Origin of the sequence: Brevundimonas vitisensis (assembly GCF_016656965.1) — a bacterium.
In the GTDB taxonomy this organism is placed as follows: Bacteria; Pseudomonadota; Alphaproteobacteria; order Caulobacterales; family Caulobacteraceae; genus Brevundimonas; species Brevundimonas vitisensis.
Genome location: NZ_CP067977.1, coordinates 570,947 through 585,974, shown reverse-complemented (window position 1 = coordinate 585,974; position 15,028 = coordinate 570,947). Strand labels below are relative to the sequence as shown.

At 66.6% G+C, this 15,028-nt stretch carries 13 protein-coding genes; 8 read left to right on the top strand and 5 right to left on the bottom strand.

The features are described 5' to 3' along the window. Positions 1-8: 8 nt before the first annotated feature. Entirely contained in the window at positions 9-1,319 is a 1,311-nt protein-coding gene (locus JIP62_RS02930) for a diguanylate cyclase domain-containing protein (protein ID WP_201103448.1), read from the bottom strand. A 270-nt stretch (positions 1,320-1,589) separates the two neighbouring features. Here JIP62_RS02930 and JIP62_RS02925 point away from each other — a divergent pair, with 270 nt between their 5' ends. After that, on the top strand, positions 1,590-2,438 hold the full coding sequence (locus tag JIP62_RS02925; RefSeq protein ID WP_201104521.1) for a YihY/virulence factor BrkB family protein: 849 nt from the start codon (positions 1,590-1,592) through the stop codon (positions 2,436-2,438). Here the strand turns inward: JIP62_RS02925 and JIP62_RS02920 are convergent. After that, positions 2,404-2,652 carry a sulfurtransferase TusA family protein gene (locus JIP62_RS02920; protein ID WP_201103447.1) on the bottom strand — a complete coding sequence of 83 codons (249 nt, stop codon included), beginning with the start codon at positions 2,650-2,652 and terminating at the stop codon, positions 2,404-2,406. The two genes, JIP62_RS02925 and JIP62_RS02920, sit on opposite strands and share 35 nt — an antisense overlap. Continuing rightward, the gene (locus JIP62_RS02915) at positions 2,645-3,139 is read right to left on the bottom strand and encodes a CinA family protein (RefSeq protein ID WP_201103446.1); all 495 of its coding nucleotides are present in this window, start codon (positions 3,137-3,139) and stop codon (positions 2,645-2,647) included. The genes JIP62_RS02920 and JIP62_RS02915 overlap by 8 nt, the downstream gene beginning before the upstream one ends. An 85-nt stretch (positions 3,140-3,224) precedes the next feature. Here JIP62_RS02915 and JIP62_RS02910 point away from each other — a divergent pair, with 85 nt between their 5' ends. Further along, positions 3,225-5,507: a fused MFS/spermidine synthase gene (locus JIP62_RS02910; protein ID WP_201103445.1), complete on the top strand. Its 2,283-nt coding sequence runs from the start codon at positions 3,225-3,227 to the stop codon at positions 5,505-5,507. Between the two features lie 9 nt (positions 5,508-5,516). Here JIP62_RS02910 and JIP62_RS02905 read toward each other — a convergent pair whose 3' ends face one another. Continuing rightward, positions 5,517-6,653, bottom strand: coding sequence for a bifunctional 2-C-methyl-D-erythritol 4-phosphate cytidylyltransferase/2-C-methyl-D-erythritol 2,4-cyclodiphosphate synthase (locus JIP62_RS02905; protein ID WP_201103444.1), 1,137 nt, complete (start codon positions 6,651-6,653; stop codon positions 5,517-5,519). 79 nt (positions 6,654-6,732) lie between these two features. Between JIP62_RS02905 and dusB the strand changes: the two genes are divergently transcribed. The 6 genes from dusB to hflX all read left to right on the top strand — a co-directional run bounded on the left by dusB (position 6,733) and on the right by hflX (position 14,165). After that, positions 6,733-7,788 carry a tRNA dihydrouridine synthase DusB gene (dusB, locus tag JIP62_RS02900; RefSeq protein ID WP_201103443.1) on the top strand — a complete coding sequence of 352 codons (1,056 nt, stop codon included), beginning with the start codon at positions 6,733-6,735 and terminating at the stop codon, positions 7,786-7,788. Then, positions 7,785-10,076 carry a sensor histidine kinase NtrY-like gene (locus JIP62_RS02895; RefSeq protein WP_230974836.1) on the top strand — a complete coding sequence of 764 codons (2,292 nt, stop codon included), beginning with the start codon at positions 7,785-7,787 and terminating at the stop codon, positions 10,074-10,076. Before dusB ends, JIP62_RS02895 begins: the two co-directional genes overlap by 4 nt. A gap of 9 nt (positions 10,077-10,085) precedes the next feature. Then, complete coding sequence (gene ntrX / locus JIP62_RS02890) at positions 10,086-11,498, top strand: nitrogen assimilation response regulator NtrX (protein WP_201103442.1); 1,413 nt, start codon at positions 10,086-10,088, stop codon at positions 11,496-11,498. Then, the gene (locus tag JIP62_RS02885; RefSeq protein ID WP_201103441.1) at positions 11,498-12,361 is read left to right on the top strand and encodes a D-amino-acid transaminase; all 864 of its coding nucleotides are present in this window, start codon (positions 11,498-11,500) and stop codon (positions 12,359-12,361) included. The genes ntrX and JIP62_RS02885 overlap by 1 nt, the downstream gene beginning before the upstream one ends. A 151-nt stretch (positions 12,362-12,512) precedes the next feature. Continuing rightward, entirely contained in the window at positions 12,513-12,758 is a 246-nt protein-coding gene (hfq, locus tag JIP62_RS02880) for an RNA chaperone Hfq (protein WP_201103440.1), read from the top strand. A 90-nt stretch (positions 12,759-12,848) separates the two neighbouring features. Continuing rightward, a complete protein-coding gene (gene hflX / locus JIP62_RS02875; protein ID WP_201103439.1) occupies positions 12,849-14,165 on the top strand; it encodes a GTPase HflX in 1,317 nt (438 codons plus the stop codon). A gap of 177 nt (positions 14,166-14,342) precedes the next feature. Here hflX and JIP62_RS02870 read toward each other — a convergent pair whose 3' ends face one another. After that, positions 14,343-15,026 carry a hypothetical protein gene (locus JIP62_RS02870; protein ID WP_201103438.1) on the bottom strand — a complete coding sequence of 228 codons (684 nt, stop codon included), beginning with the start codon at positions 15,024-15,026 and terminating at the stop codon, positions 14,343-14,345. Positions 15,027-15,028 lie beyond the last annotated feature (2 nt).

Sequence of the window (15,028 nt, the reverse complement as noted above, 5' to 3'; positions counted from 1 at the left end):
TTGACGCGTCAGGCGGCGGTCTGGACCAAGGCGGTCGAGGCACGCTCCAGCAGGGCGGCGGGGCTTTCGCCGGGACCCATCTCGGCTGTGCCGATGTCGAAACCGACCACGAACGGCGAGCGGCCGGGGCCGGCGTCGAAGGCGGTGCAGCCGATGACCGCCGCGATCCGCTCGGCGGCCGTCCTGGCGGCGGCGGCATCTGTCGCGGGAAGGGCCAGGGCAAACACGTCGGACGACAGGCGTGCGGCCGTATCTTCCGTGCGGATCAGGCGCGAGACCATGGCACCGATCTGAGGCAAGGCACGACCCAGCCACCCCTCGGCCTTCATCTGGGCCATGTCGCCTGAATCGGCCACCCGCAAGACGCAGACCGACAGGGGGCGGCGCCGATCGATGGCGGCCTCTGAAATCCTGGCGAGATGGGCTGCAAACAGGGAAGGGGTGAACAGGCCGGTGGCCGCGTCGGTCAGTCCCGAGCTGCGGGCCCCCTCCAGCGTGCGGCGGATGACCTGGTGCCGCCGATAGGTGCGCGCCAGGGCCACGATCCGGCGCGCGGTCTCGTCTTCCGGCGTATCGGCGGCGGCGACGTCGGCAAAGCCTCGCCCATAAAGCTGACCCAGATCGATCTCGGCCCGGCCACTCAGATAGAGAACCAATGGAATGTGGAACAGCCGTGTGTTCCGCTTCATGCCTGAGGCAATCGACTGGGCCGGGGCATGGTCTTCGCCGCCCCACAGCACGGCGGCATCGAATGAACGCTCATGCAGATAGTCGAAGGCGGTATAGGGCGTCGGAGCCGCGACGACTTCGCAACCGTCGGCAATCAGGGCGTTGTGAAGCGCCAGGAACCGTTGATCCGGCCGCCCGGCGGCCAGGACCCGGAGCGGAGTCTGTTCTGCATCCGGCTGAACCAAGGAGGTGCCGCGCGCTGCAAAGGTCGCCTCCCTCAGCGTCATCTCCTCTTCGGCGATGGCCGCGCGGATCAGGTGTTCCAACCGCAAAGCCGCCTGGGCCGGATGGGGTGGGGACGACATGGACAGATCGACAGCGGCGTCGTGATGCAGATCACCCGTGTCGTCGATGGCCAGAACGGGCAGGCGGCGGGGCCGAGCGGCAATCTGCAGTGCTGCGGCCAACCCCGGCGGACAACGGCCATCAAGGACAGCCGCTTCCAGCGGGAGGTCAGCCAAAGCCGCCAGGGCGGCGTGCTCTGAGCGTGCCGTGATCGTCGTCCACCCCAGGGCGTCCAGACCCTGGCAAAGGGGGCCCAGCCGGTCGTCGTCGGGCGCGACGACCAGGACGCGTGGATGGATGGCCAAGGCCGATAGCTCCCCTTGCAAAAGCGGCGGGACCATAGCGACCCAGACCCCGCCCTAGCAACGGCGGCAGCGGTCCCAACTGGCGAATTCCGATGGCAAAGGTGAAGCATCTTCCGTCTGCGTCGGAATCCGCTAGGTTCCCGGCTGAGGACGACTGCTGGGGTTAGGCGTTTGAGCAAGGCGACGACGGGCAGCCCAGGAGGCCTGGGTCTGAACTATTGGGTCCGGCTGAGCGGCCGGGCCTTTGCCCGCAGCTGGGGTCGCGACGTCATGCTGTACACGGGCGGGGTGTCCTTCTTCGCCCTGCTGGCCGTGTTTCCGGCAATCGCCATCTTGATCGGCTTCTACAAGGCCGTGCTGTCCATCACCCAGGTCAGCGAACAGGCGGCTGCGCTGGCGGATGTCATGCCCTATGCCGCACGCGCCATCTTCCTGGCCGAGATCGAGCGCCTTGCGAATGCCTCGGCTCGAACGGTGTCGGCCCAGAGTGCCTTCGCGCTGGTTGTCGGTGCCTATGCCGCCCATCGCGGGTTCAAGGCCCTGCTGGCGGGGCTGAACCTGATCCACGACGAGACCGAGCCGCACGGCTTCTTCAAGTTCAATCTGCTGGCCTTTTTCGTGGCCCTGTTCGCCTTCGGCCTGTTTACCGTCGTGTCCGGCGCGGTCGTGACGGCCCGGCTGCTGGATCATGCTGGCGAGACGGCAGGGCAGGGGGGCGGCGGCCTGCCGTTCGACGGCCTGCTGCCGGCGCTGGGCCTGGCCCTGGGGCTGACCGCGCTCTATCGCTATGCCATGTCGCACAGGACGCGGGTCGCCTGGGCCCCCGCCATCGCGGGCGGGCTGGTGGCGACGCTGCTGTCGATGATCTCATCGTGGCTGTGCGCCATCTATGTCGAGCAGATCGCGCCGCTGGGGGCGACCTATGGTTCGGTCGGCGCGGTGGTCGTGCTTCTGATCTGGCTGTCGTGGAACGTGAACGCCATCTTCTACGGCGGGGCATTCGCGACGGAGATGGAGATCGCCGCGCGGGCACGCGGGGCACCGATACTCGATGGCCAGGACGGTACCGCCGTTGAAAAGGTCGTCAGCCTGTCGTCTCGCCGGGCATCGCGACCATAAGGCTCAACACGCCTTCGGCCTCGGTGATCGAGATCATCCTGCCGCCGCGTTCGGCCATCAGGAAGGGCACGTCGATTCTGGCCATCGGATCGGTCGCCAGCAGCACAAGGCGGCTGCCGGGCGCAGCCTGGTCCATGGCCCGTGCCAGCCGCAGGCTGGGGACCGGGCAGCGGTGCCCGCGCGCATCCACAGTGATCAGCTCCCCCTCAGGCATCTGCCAGGCGGTCCTGCAACAGGGACACGGCGACGCGAACGCTTTCGATCCGGATCGCGTCGCGCCCGATATCGCCGAAGCGTTTCATCTCGTGGACCTGACCCGCCGGGCCGCTGGCGGCGAAATGGACCAATCCCACCGGCTTCTCCGCCGAGCCGCCGCCAGGGCCGGCGATGCCGGTGATGGCCACGGTCACCTGTGCATCGGAGTGGCGCTGAGCCCCCGCTGCCATGGCGCGTGCGACAGGTTCCGACACCGCCCCATGCTGATTGATGATGTCTTCAGCCACGCCCAGAGCCTGGGCCTTGGCGGCGTTGGAATAGGTGACGAAGCCGCGATCCACCACGGCCGAACTGCCGCGCACGGCGGTCAGGGCGGCGGCCACCAGACCGCCTGTGCAGCTTTCAGCCGTAGCGATCGTCAGACCCCGCGCCTGGGCGGCCGCAATCACGGCGCGGGCTGCGTCGAGGATGTCGTCGGGGAACATCGTAGGCTATCCGTTATGGCGAGTCGGTCTAACCTGACCCTCCTGCGCGGGCCTGTCGACCGCAACACGTTACGGACGCCGTGCCATGACCGAAGTCACCCTCGATGTCGCCTCGCCAGGCCGGAGCGGAGACCGTCTGACGCCGCTCCTGTTTGCCCTGGCCATCTTCACCTCGGCGGCGCTGGTGTTCGTGGTCCAGCCCATGGTGACCAAGCTGGTCTTGCCCATGCTGGGCGGATCGCCGTCGGTCTGGAACACCGCCATGGTTTTCTTCCAGGCGGCCCTTCTGGGCGGCTATGCCTATGCGCATCTGCTCCAGCGCATTGGCTCGATCAGGACCCAGGTGATGGTGCATCTGGGGCTGCTGCTGCTGGCGGCCTTGTTCCTCCCGCTGAAGATCAGCGGGCTTCTGGGCGATCCGGACCCTTCGGCCCCTATCGCATGGCTGCTGGCGACCTTGGCCCTGTCGGTCGGTGCGCCCTTTGCCGTACTGTCGGCCACAGCGCCCCTGTTGCAGGCCTGGTTCGCGCGTGTGCGGGCCAATGAGGCGGATGGAAAGAACCCCTATGTCCTCTATGCGGCCTCCAATCTGGGCAGCTTCCTGGCTCTGCTGGCCTATCCGGTGCTGATCGAGCCCCTGACCTCCCTCGGCGAGCAGCGGATGGGATGGAGTGGAGGCTATGCCCTCTTCATGATGATGATCGCGGTGCTGGCCCTCGTCGTCTGGCGTCGGCGCACCGATACCTCCAGCGAACCGGCGGCCCTGGTGGTCAGCCCACCCATCGCCTGGCGCGAGAAGGGGATCCTGGTTCTGCTGGCCGCTGCGCCGTCCAGTCTGATGCTGGGGGTGACAGCCCACCTTTCGACGGATGTGGCCTCGGCGCCTTTCCTCTGGGTGCTGCCGTTGGCGCTGTACCTTTTGACCTTTGTCATCGCCTTCCAGACCAGGCCCTGGATCCCGCTCTGGCTGACCCTGATCATTCAGGGGGCAGTGGGGGCGGTCACCGTGAGCCTGACGGCCTTCCGAACAGGAGAGTGGGCGACCATTTTCGCGCTGCATCTGGTGGCGTTCTTCTTTACGGCCTTGATGTGTCATCAGCGGCTGGCCGAGCGACGGCCGGCCCCCGACCGGCTGACCGAATTCTATCTGCTGATGTCATTGGGCGGTGTCGTAGGCGGGGCCTTCAACGCCCTGATCGCGCCCGTGCTGTTCAACATGGTGTGGGAATATCCGCTGGTGCTGATCCTGGTGGGTCTGGCGCGGCCATGGAACACGCGGCGGATCGAGTTGCGCGACGCTCTGCTCGTGCTGGGGGCGGTGTTTATCTGCCTTGCGCCGCCGGTGTTCTTCGAGGTGCTGCGCGCCAACGAGGGCCTGCGGGCAGCGATCGGCACGGCCGAGGCGTCGACCATCACGACCCTCATCCTTCTGCCGGGCGTCATCTGTGCCTTCCTGGTGCGCGACCGGGCTCTGTTGTTCACGGCCATCCTCGCCATGATCGCCCTGTCAGCCCACCATGTTGCGCGCGGCTATGATTGGGACCTGTCGGAGCGCAGCTTCTTCGGCGTGATGCGCGTCGCCGGTGCCGACGATCCGCGCCTGGGGGGCCAGGTCAATATTCTGATGCACGGCACCACGCTGCATGGGGCGCAGGCGCGCGACGATGCGTTCGCCTGCCTGCCGACGCTCTATTACGCGCCCGCCACGCCGATCGGTCAGGCGGCGCAAAGGATCAACCTGCGCGACGGCGGATCGGTCGTCGGGGTCGTCGGCCAGGGATCGGGGGCCATGGCCGCCTATAAGCGTTTTGACGACCAGCTGACCTTCTTCGAGATCGACCCGATGGTCGACCGGCTGTCGCGTGATCCGGCCTGGTTTACCTATATCAGCGGCTGCGCCGATGGTCCGGTGCGGACGGTGCTGGGCGATGCCCGGTTGACCTTGGCGCGCGAGGCCCCCGGATCCTACGACCTGCTGGTGATCGACGCATTCTCATCGGACGCGGTGCCGACCCATCTGCTGACCATCGAGGCCATCGAAGGCTATCTGAAGCTGCTGAAACCCGATGGTGTCGTCGTGCTGCACCTCTCCAACCGGAACCTGGACATTACCCTGCCTGCGGCTGCGGCGGCTCAGGCCCTGGGCAAGCCCCACCTGCATCAGATCTATTTCGAGGACGACACCCTGCCCGACATGGCCGAGGCCTCGACCGAAGCCCTGATCATCGCCAACAGCGAGGCAGGCATGGCCGAGTTCCGCGCGGATCGCCGTTGGCGACAGCTGAAGGAAACGGACGTCCGGCCCTGGACCGACGACTACGTCAATCTGTTCGGGTCCCTGTGGCGGAACATCGCCGGGCGAGGCTAGGCGGGCCGTTCAGCAGATCGGCAGTTCGATGGTGGCCAGCGCCTGGGCGGCCAGGCCTTCGCCACGGCCCGTAAAGCCCATGGCTTCGGTGGTGGTGGCCTTCACGCTGACGGCATCCAGCGGCAGTTTCAGGATTTCGGCCAGCCGTTCGCGCATGGCCTGGCGGTGCGGCTTCACCTTGGGCCGCTCGCAGATCAGGGTGACATCGACGTTGACGATCCGACCCCCGCGCGCGGCCACACGCTCGGCGGCATGGATCAGGAACAGGTCCGATGCCGCCCCTTTCCATTTCGGATCGGTGGGCGGGAAATGGTCGCCGATATCGCCGTCGCCCATGGCGCCCAGGATGGCGTCCGTCAGGGCGTGAAGGCCCGCATCGGCGTCGGAGTGGCCGATCAGGGTCTGGTCGTGCGGGATCTCGACTCCGCACAGCCAGACAGACTGGCCGGGGCCCCAGCGATGGGCGTCGAACCCCTGGCCCACCCGGACCTGACGGGCGATCAAGGCCTCGGCCATGGCAAAATCCTCCGGATAGGTCAGCTTCATCAAGCGGGGATCGCCGGGCACCAGCCGAACATGGCCCCCGTGGCGGCGGATCACCTCTGCCTCGTCCGTCGGCAGGTCGGGTCCGGCCCAGGCGGCGTATGCGGCCCGCAGGCGATCAAGCCCAAACGCCTGAGGCGTTTGGGCGCGCCACAGATCGGCACGATCAACGTTGGCCGCAATGGTGTCGCCTTCGCTGCGCTTCAGGGTGTCGGCAACGGGCAGGGCCAGGATGGCGCCATCCTGATCGAGCGCAGCCAGCAGGGCGTGAACATGGGTGGGCGTCAGCAGGGGCCGGGCCGCATCATGAACCAGAACGGGTGTATCGCCCGGCGCCGACAGCGCAGAAAGACCAGCCTGGACCGAGGCCGCACGGTCAGCGCCCCCGGCTACAGCCTGCCAGCCGCTCAGGCCCGAAAGAGCTGTGCGGGCCATGTCGTCCTGGTCGGGGGGAACGACGACCACAACCTGTGACGCCCCGGCCTCCAGCATGGTCTGAACCGACCAGCGAACGACCGGGCGCCCGCCCAGAAGGCGCCATTGCTTTGATCCACCCGCGCGGGTGCCGGACCCTGCGGCGACGATGACGGCGACGAAATTCATGGGGCGCTTTTAGGCATCGTCGGGGCCGATGACGAGGCCTTGCGTGGACCACGACGGGCAAAACCCCTATCAGGAACCGATGACCGCAAGCCTACAGATCGGCGACGTGACCGTACCTGGCCGGGTGCTGACCGCGCCCATGACCGGGATCACCGACCTGCCGTTTCGTCGTCTCGCTGCGCGTCTGGGGGCCGCCTATGTGGCGACCGAGATGGTGGCCTCGGCAGAACTGGCGCGAGGGCGGCCCGACGTGGTGCGGCGCGCGGCGGTGGGTGAGGGACTGCCCCTGACGGTGATCCAGCTGGTGGGCAGTGACCCGGAGGCCATGGCCAAGGGGGCCGCCATGGCTGAGGCAGCGGGTGCTGACATCGTCGACCTGAATTTCGGCTGTCCGGCCAAGGAAGTCACAGGCTCGGCCTGTGGGTCGGCTCTGATGCGCGATCCCGAACTGGCCTGCCGTCTGATGGAGGCCGCGGTGGCGGCGACCTCGCGCCCGGTAACGGTCAAGATGCGGCTGGGCTGGGACGACGCGAACCGGAACGCTGCCGCCCTGGCGCGTCGGGCCCAGGATATCGGTGTCCGGGCCGTGACGGTGCATGGCCGAACGCGCCAGCAGTTCTATACCGGCCGCGCCGACTGGCTTGCCGTGGGCGAGGTCAAGGCGGCGGTCTCGATCCCCGTCGTGGTCAATGGCGACATTCTGACTGCTGACGACGCGCGCGAGGCCATAAGGCAATCGGGGGCCGATGCAGTCATGCTGGGGCGCGGCATCTATGGCCGGCCCTGGCTGGCGGCGCACATGGAGCGCGCTTTGGCGGACGGCACCACCCTGGAGGAGCCGGGTCCAGAGGCGAGGACGGCCATCGTCATTGAGCATCTGCGGGCCTCGGTCGCCTTTTATGGCCTGCCTCTGGGGCTGAAGATGTTCCGCAAACATCTGGGCTGGTATGTCGAACAGGCCCCTTGGCCCGCAGACCCGGTGGAGCGACGGGCGGCTAAGGCGCGGCTGTGTCGGCTTGAAACCCCCCACGCGGTCGAGGAGGCGATCACGCATCTGTGGTCAGAGGAGCTGGGGTATTCCAGTCACTCACCTGTTGAAACCCGGCCACAGGTAGGAGATGCTGTCGCGGCATGAACGACACACCGTCAGCGATGAGCGATGAGGCGACACGGACGTCCGCTGACATCGACGCGTCGCGGTGGGGTCTGTTTTCCGGCGATCGCGCACGCAGCCTGTTTGGCGTGGCTTACGGCCTGGCTTTCCTGATCACGGCGGCGGCGATCTGGCTGGTTGCCATAGCCCCAGGGGCCGCCGGTGCGCAGGGTGCGCAGGCTGCGGCCAGCCAGGCCGTGCTGGGCGTTCTCTTGGCCAATCTGGTGCTGATCGGTGCTCTGGCCGCCGTGGTCGGGCGGCAGGTTCTGGCTCTGGTCAGGCGAGGCAAGGATGCCGGTTCGCGCCTGCATCTTCGGTTTGTGGCCCTGTTCTCGCTGGTGGCGGTGGTCCCGGCCATCCTGATTGCCCTGGTGTTCGGTGTGCTGGTCAACCGGGGCGTGGACCAGTGGTTCAGCGACAATGTGCAGGCATCGGTCGAGAACGGGGCCAATATCGGCCGCGCCTATATCCGAGATGTCTCCGACACGATGGATGCTGATCTGGTGACCATCGCCGACCAGTTGACGGGGGCTCGGGCACTGTTCGGGTCGCGCATCCAGTTTACAGAGGCGCTGGCTGATCTGGGGGCAATCTTTGGCTACCCGGCGGTCTATGTCCTCGATGCCGAGGGGGCGGTCCTGGCCCGGGCCGAGACGGCCGAAGCGCCCCCCTATGTCGCTCCGCCCATCGAAGTTCTTGAGGCGGCGGCCGAGGGCGGATCGCCGCCGCAACAGGAGACGCAGAATCCCGATGCCGTTCGGTCCCTGGTTGCCCTTCCGGCCTATGGCAACGCCTATCTCTATCTGGTTAGGCCCCTGGCACCTGGGCTGATCGGTAATCTTCAGACCAGTATCGAAGCGATCGAAGCCTACCGCGAGGCCGAAGAGAGCCGCGCCCGTATTCAGGTGGCCTTTGCCCTCAGCTATCTGGAGACGGCGCTTCTGGTGCTGGTCGGCGCGGTGTGGCTGGGTATGTCGGCGGCCAGTGCCATCTCTGCCCCTATCGCTCGTCTGGTGCGGGCCGCCGATCAGGTCGCAGGCGGGGATTTGTCGGCGCGGGTCGATGCCCGCGACGATGCAGACGAGATTTCGGTGCTGTTCCAGGCCTTCAACCGGATGACCGGCGACCTGCAGACTCAGCAGGCCGCGCTGAAAGCCGCCAGCGACGAGGCCCAGGGCCGCAGCCGGTTCATCGAGACCGTCCTGTCGGGCGTCAGCGCCGGGGTAATCGGCCTGGATCGTCGCGGCCGGGTCTCGGCCATCAACGACAGCGCGGTTCAGTTGCTGGGCCTGCCTGCTGACGATCTGACCGGCGTCGAACTGGCCACGCTCTCTCCTGAGCTGAGCGTGCTGCTGCAAAGAGCCGAAGCCCACGTCGAGGAGGACATCGACGTGACCCGCGACGGCGAGACGCGGCGCCTTCGCGTGCGGATCGAGGGCGGCGTCGGCGGCGAGATGGTCCTGACCTTTGATGACATCACCCGACTGGTCACGGCCCAGCGCAATGCCGCCTGGCGGGACGTGGCGCGGCGCATCGCCCATGAGATCAAAAATCCGCTGACGCCGATCCAGCTGTCGGCCGAGCGACTGCGGCGCAAATATCGTTCACGCATCACCGATGACGTCGAGGTGTTCGACCGCTGCACCGAGACCATCATCCGCCAGGTCGGAGACATCGGCCGGATGGTGGACGAGTTCTCTTCCTTTGCGCGTATGCCGACACCGCGTTTCACCGCCGAGAACCCGGCAGAGCTGCTGCGCCAGGCCGTGTTTGCCCAACGCGTGGCCTCGCCCGACGTGATCGTGGAGCTGGAAGAGCCGCTGCCCAATGCGGCGTTGCAGGCCGATGGCCGAATGGTCGGTCAGGCTCTGACCAACATCCTCAAGAATGCGGGCGAGGCCGTCGTGGCGCGCCGTGCGATGACGGGTGACACCACTGGCCCGGGCGTGATCGCGCGGCTGACCGTCGAGGAGGGCGCCGACCATCAGAAATGGGCCACCTTCGTCATCGAGGACGACGGCATCGGCCTGCCGGCAAAGGACAGAGACCGGCTGACAGAACCCTATGTCACGACGCGCGAGAAGGGGACCGGCCTGGGGCTGGCGATCGTCAAGCGCATCTGCGAGGACCACGGCGGCGAGCTGAAGCTGGCCGACGCCGAACATCTAAAGGGCGCACGCGTGTGCCTGATCTTCCCCCTGAAACGGGTCGGCACCGCCGGCGTCAGCGCATCGGATGCGCGGGCGCGGACGGTCCCGGCGGCAGAGTAGCGAGGCGATATGCGACCCACGGGCGCCGATATCCTGGTCGTTGATGACGAGGCAGACATTCGCGAACTGGTCTCCGGCCTGCTGGAGGACGAGGGGCACGCCGTCCGCATGGCGTCGAACTCGGACGAGGCCCTGGCCTCCATCCGGGCGCGGCGTCCGTCCCTGGCTCTGCTGGACATCTGGATGCAGGGCGGCGGGCTGGACGGGCTGGAACTGCTGGACGTCATCAAGGGGCTGGATCCCGACCTGCCGGTGGTGATGATCTCGGGCCACGGCAACATCGAGACAGCGGTCAGCGCCCTGCAGCGCGGCGCCTATGACTTCATCGAAAAGCCGTTCAAGTCCGATCGCCTGGTCGTGGTCGTGCAGCGCGCGCTGGAAGCGGCCTCCCTGCGACGCGAGAACAAGCGTCTCCGGGCCCAGACCATGCAGGCCAGCGGCCTGATCGGGCGCTCGGCGGCGGCCCAGACGTTGCGCAGCACCATCGCCAAGGTCGCCTCGGCCAACAGCCGGGTCCTGATCTCGGGTCCGCCGGGTTCTGGCAAGGAGCTGGTGGCGCGCCAGATCCACGAGGCCAGCGCCCGGCGCGGCGGCGAACTGGTGGCCATCTCAGCGGCTGGTATGACGCCTGAACGACTGGACGTGGAGCTGTTTGGCGAGGAAGGCACCGACGGCCGCCCACGCAAGATCGGCGTGTTCGAGCGCGCCCACAACGGCACCCTCTATCTCGATGACGTGGCAGACATGCCGCGCGAGAGCCAGAGCCGTATCCTGCGCGTGCTGGTCGAGCAGCGGTTCCGGCGGGTGGGCGGCCAGCAGGACGTCCAGGTCGATGTCCGCGTGATGTCGTCCACCTCGCGTGATCTGAAGGTCGAAATCGCCGAGGGCCGCTTCCGGGAGGATCTGTTCCACCGTCTGAATGTCGTGCCGATCCGAGTGCCGCCCCTGGCGGAGCGCCGCGAGGATATCGCCGAACTGGTCGAGCATTTCGTAGAGACGCTGTGCGCGTCACAGGGCCTGCCGCGCCGCCGCATCGCCGATGACGCCATCGCCGTGCTGCAGGTCCATCCCTGGCCGGGAAATGTTCGTCAGTTGCGTAACAATGTCGAACGCCTGCTGATCCTGGCCACGGGCGATGCCAGTGAACCCATCACCGCCGATATGCTGCCGCAGGAGGCCGTCAGCGGGTCTGGTGGCGGGGGACTGGGGGCCGAGCGGATCATCGCCCTGCCGCTGCGCGAAGCCCGCGAGGTGTTCGAGCGCGAATATCTGACCGCTCAGATCATGCGCTTTGGTGGAAACATCTCGCGTACCGCCGCCTTCATCGGCATGGAACGCTCGGCCCTGCATCGCAAGCTGAAGTCGCTGGGGGTGTCGCCGTCACGGGGCGGGGACGAAGAGGACGAAGGAGCCATCGCCTGATGTCGCGCGTCGCCTATGTCAACGGAACCTACAGGCCGCATGGCCAAGCCACGGTCCATGTCGAGGACCGGGGGTTCCAGTTCGCCGACGGGGTCTATGAGGTCTGGTCGATCTTCGACGGACGGATGGCCGATTTCGACGGGCATATGACGCGTCTGGCCCGCAGCCTGACCGAACTGCGGATTTCCATCCCCATGACGCGCCAGGCCCTGACTCAGGTGCTGAAGGAAACCATCCGCCGCAATCGCGTCCGCAACGGCATCGTCTATTTGCAGGTGACCCGTGGCACGGCGCGGCGCGACCATCCCTTTCCCGCCGAGGGCACCCCGCCCAGCGTTATTGTCACGGCCCGCTCGATCGATCCGAACAAGAGCGAGGCCGTCGCCGCCAAGGGCGTGGCCGTCATCACCCAGCCGGACATCCGCTGGGGCCGTTGCGACATCAAGACGGTCGGCCTTCTGCCCAATGTGCTGGCCAAACAGGCGGCCCGCGAGCGCGGGGCCTATGAATGCTGGATGGTCGATGAAATGGGTCTGGTGACCGAAGGCTCTTCGACCAATGCCTGGATCGTGGATGAGAACGGCAAACTGCGTACCCGCGACACCCAGGCCAATATCCTGAAGGGGATCACACGCACCGCCCTGATGGCGTTGATCGCCGACCAAGATGTCGAGTTGGACGAACGGCCCTTCAGCGTGGATGAGGCCAAGCGGGCGCGCGAGGCCTTTTTCACTGCCGCCGGGGCCTTCGTCATGCCTGCCGTCTCGATCGACGGGGTCAGGATCGGCGACGGCAAGCCGGGCCCCATCACGACCAAGCTGCGGACGCTTTATCTGGATCAGGCCCGCGACGAAGCGGTGTGAGGGTCTGATCCTGTAACCGGTTACGCATTTTGCCGAATGACCGGTTGCAGTGCGGCAAACCCGGCGGCTAAGGTAGAGGGGTCGACGTCGATCGACCCCGTGCCCACCCCCACCCGCACGGCGAAACAAGCAAGAACAGGACAAACCTGCCATGTCGCAAGACAAACGCCAGAACCTTCAGGACACATTCCTCAACAGCGTTCGCAAGGCCAAGACGCCGCTGACCATCTTCCTGGTCAATGGGGTCAAGCTGCAGGGCATCGTGACCTGGTTCGACAACTTCTGTGTCCTGTTGCGCCGCGATGGTCAGTCCCAGCTGGTCTATAAGCACGCCATCTCGACCATTATGCCCGCCGCGCCGGTCCAGCTGTACGAGCCGGACGCCGACGAGGATTGATCGCCGCCTTGGCCTGATGGCGGCGGCTCACTATCTCTGAGCGAACGAAGGATCGTCCGATCCTCGTTCGATAGAAAGTCACAGTCACACTTGGCCAGCCAACTGATCGATCATGCCGCCCCCGTCGTGCGGGCGGTCGTCATTCATCCCGAAGGACGCGGTGCCAATCCGCGACCGGCCGCTGAGCGGCTGGAAGAGGCGACGGGCCTGGCCCGGGCGCTGGATCTCGACGTACGCGGCGAGGAGATCGTGCGCCTGCGCTCCATCACGCCGGCGACCCTGTTCGGAAGCGGCAAGGTCGAGGAGATTGCCGCCCTGATCCGCGCGGCAGAGGCCGATGTCGCGGTGGTCGACGACGACCTGTCGCCGATCCAGCAGCGAAATCTGGAAAAGGCATGGGAGGCCAAGGTCATCGACCGCACGGGCCTGATCCTGGAAATTTTCGGACGCCGTGCCCGCACCAAGGAAGGCCGGCTTCAGGTCGAACTGGCGCGGCTGGACTATGAGAAATCCCGCCTGGTCCGCACCTGGACCCACCTGGAACGCCAGCGGGGCGGCACCGGCTCGACCGGTGGTCCCGGCGAGACACAGATCGAACTGGACCGGCGTCAGATCGCCGACCGCATCGTCAAGCTGAAGACTGAGCTGGATGAGGTGCGCCGCACGCGCGGCCTGCACAGGAAACAGCGCCAAAAGGCCCCGTTCCCGGCGGTCGCCCTGGTCGGCTATACCAATGCCGGAAAGTCCACGCTGTTCAACCGGTTGACGGGGTCCGAGGTCTTGGCCAAGGACCTGCTGTTCGCCACCCTGGACACCACCCAGCGGACCATCCGTCTCCCTCAGGGTAGGCCCGCCATCGTCGCCGACACCGTGGGCTTCATCTCGGACCTGCCGCACGAACTGGTCGAAAGCTTCCGCGCCACTCTGGAAGAGGTGGGCGAGGCGGATCTGATCCTGCACGTCCGCGACATCGCCTCGGCCGACAGCGCGGCCCAGGCCAAGGACGTCGAGGCCGTCCTGGACCAGATCGAAACGCCCGAGGGCCGCACCCGGCGGGTGCTGGAGGTCTGGAACAAGACCGACCTGCTTCCCGATGATGTCCGTGAGGGCGTCCTGGGTCAGGCCGAGCGTCTGGCCAAGGAAGGCAAGGCCGTCGCCGTCTCGGCCTGGACGGGGCAGGGGATCGACGATCTGCGCCGCGCCATCGCCGATCTGATCGACGACGACCCCGAAATGACCCTGACGCTTCAGCCCTCACAGGGGGAGGCCCTTGCCTGGCTGTATGAGCATGGCCGCGTCACAGGCCGCGAAGCCGACGACGAAGGCCGGACGCAGGTCGTGGTCCGGCTGGATCCCCAGGCGTTGGGACGGTTCGAGCGGCAGTTTGGGGTGGCGACAGCGGAGTGATTGCGGGGCTGGGCGTGGCCTGAGTGGGTGTGTCGCCAAGTTTCGAACATCACCGCCGCCGGTGTTCGAACTTCGCCCTCCTTACGATCATCACGCTTTCGCGTTTCCCTTCCACCGCTTCGCGGTCCCCCTCCCCATTCGCAAGAGCGAACGGGGAGGAGACGCAGCCTCCAGTCGTCAGGTGCCGGCCGCCAGTGGAGCCTGTCGATAGAGGTCCGTCATGGCACCCTGATCACCCTCGGGCCAGCCCGTCAGTTGGTACATGAGCCATCCCAGTTCGTGTACCGGCCCATGGTGCACGCCCCAGCGGTTGATGAACCTGTAGCCGTCGGGGCCTGCGCTCTCGATGATCGAAATGCCGCCGTCGATGCCCGCGATGCAGGAATCAGGGATCAGGTCCAGGACCTGCGACCGGCCAACATGATCGATAATCGGCTGGATTTCGGATGGCGACAGTTCCCGGGTTTGCCGATTGGGGCCCAGGACCAACCGGATCTGGCCGAGGACCCGCGTCGCCGTAAAACGTGGTTGGGGGCCATGCAGATCGTCGATCCGCATCACGATGGGCGGGCTGAACGAAGGGATGAAGGTGAACCGAAGAGTCGTGGTGCCGTCGGTCGGGGGTTGGTGATACAGCGACGGCTCATCGATCTCTCGAAGAGGCACGGAAAGCCAGTCTTCTACGCCCGGATTGAGGGGTCGCGGCTCCCAATCGGCAATCCATGAGCAGGGGTAGGCCTGCTTTTGCAGGTCGGGGTCGAAGAAAAAGTTCTTCTCGGACGCGGCCTGGCCAGCCAACAGGGCGAGAACGATGAGGAGCAGGCCAAGAAGAAAACCGAGTGCGGAATTCCGGCCGGTCATGC

Bases quoted from the DNA above. Each gene is read 5' to 3' on its own strand.
- JIP62_RS02925 (WP_201104521.1), top strand. From the start codon at position 1,590: ATGCTGTACACGGGCGGGGTGTCCTTCTTCGCCCTGCTGGCCGTGTTT.
- JIP62_RS02920 (WP_201103447.1), bottom strand. From the start codon at position 2,652: ATGCCTGAGGGGGAGCTGATCACTGTGGATGCGCGCGGGCACCGCTGC.
- JIP62_RS02915 (WP_201103446.1), bottom strand. From the start codon at position 3,139: ATGTTCCCCGACGACATCCTCGACGCAGCCCGCGCCGTGATTGCGGCC.
- JIP62_RS02910 (WP_201103445.1), top strand. From the start codon at position 3,225: ATGACCGAAGTCACCCTCGATGTCGCCTCGCCAGGCCGGAGCGGAGAC.
- JIP62_RS02905 (WP_201103444.1), bottom strand. From the start codon at position 6,653: ATGAATTTCGTCGCCGTCATCGTCGCCGCAGGGTCCGGCACCCGCGCG.
- dusB (WP_201103443.1), top strand. From the start codon at position 6,733: ATGACCGCAAGCCTACAGATCGGCGACGTGACCGTACCTGGCCGGGTG.
- JIP62_RS02895 (WP_230974836.1), top strand. From the start codon at position 7,785: ATGAACGACACACCGTCAGCGATGAGCGATGAGGCGACACGGACGTCC.
- ntrX (WP_201103442.1), top strand. From the start codon at position 10,086: ATGCGACCCACGGGCGCCGATATCCTGGTCGTTGATGACGAGGCAGAC.
- JIP62_RS02885 (WP_201103441.1), top strand. From the start codon at position 11,498: ATGTCGCGCGTCGCCTATGTCAACGGAACCTACAGGCCGCATGGCCAA.
- hfq (WP_201103440.1), top strand. From the start codon at position 12,513: ATGTCGCAAGACAAACGCCAGAACCTTCAGGACACATTCCTCAACAGC.
- JIP62_RS02870 (WP_201103438.1), bottom strand. From the start codon at position 15,026: ATGACCGGCCGGAATTCCGCACTCGGTTTTCTTCTTGGCCTGCTCCTC.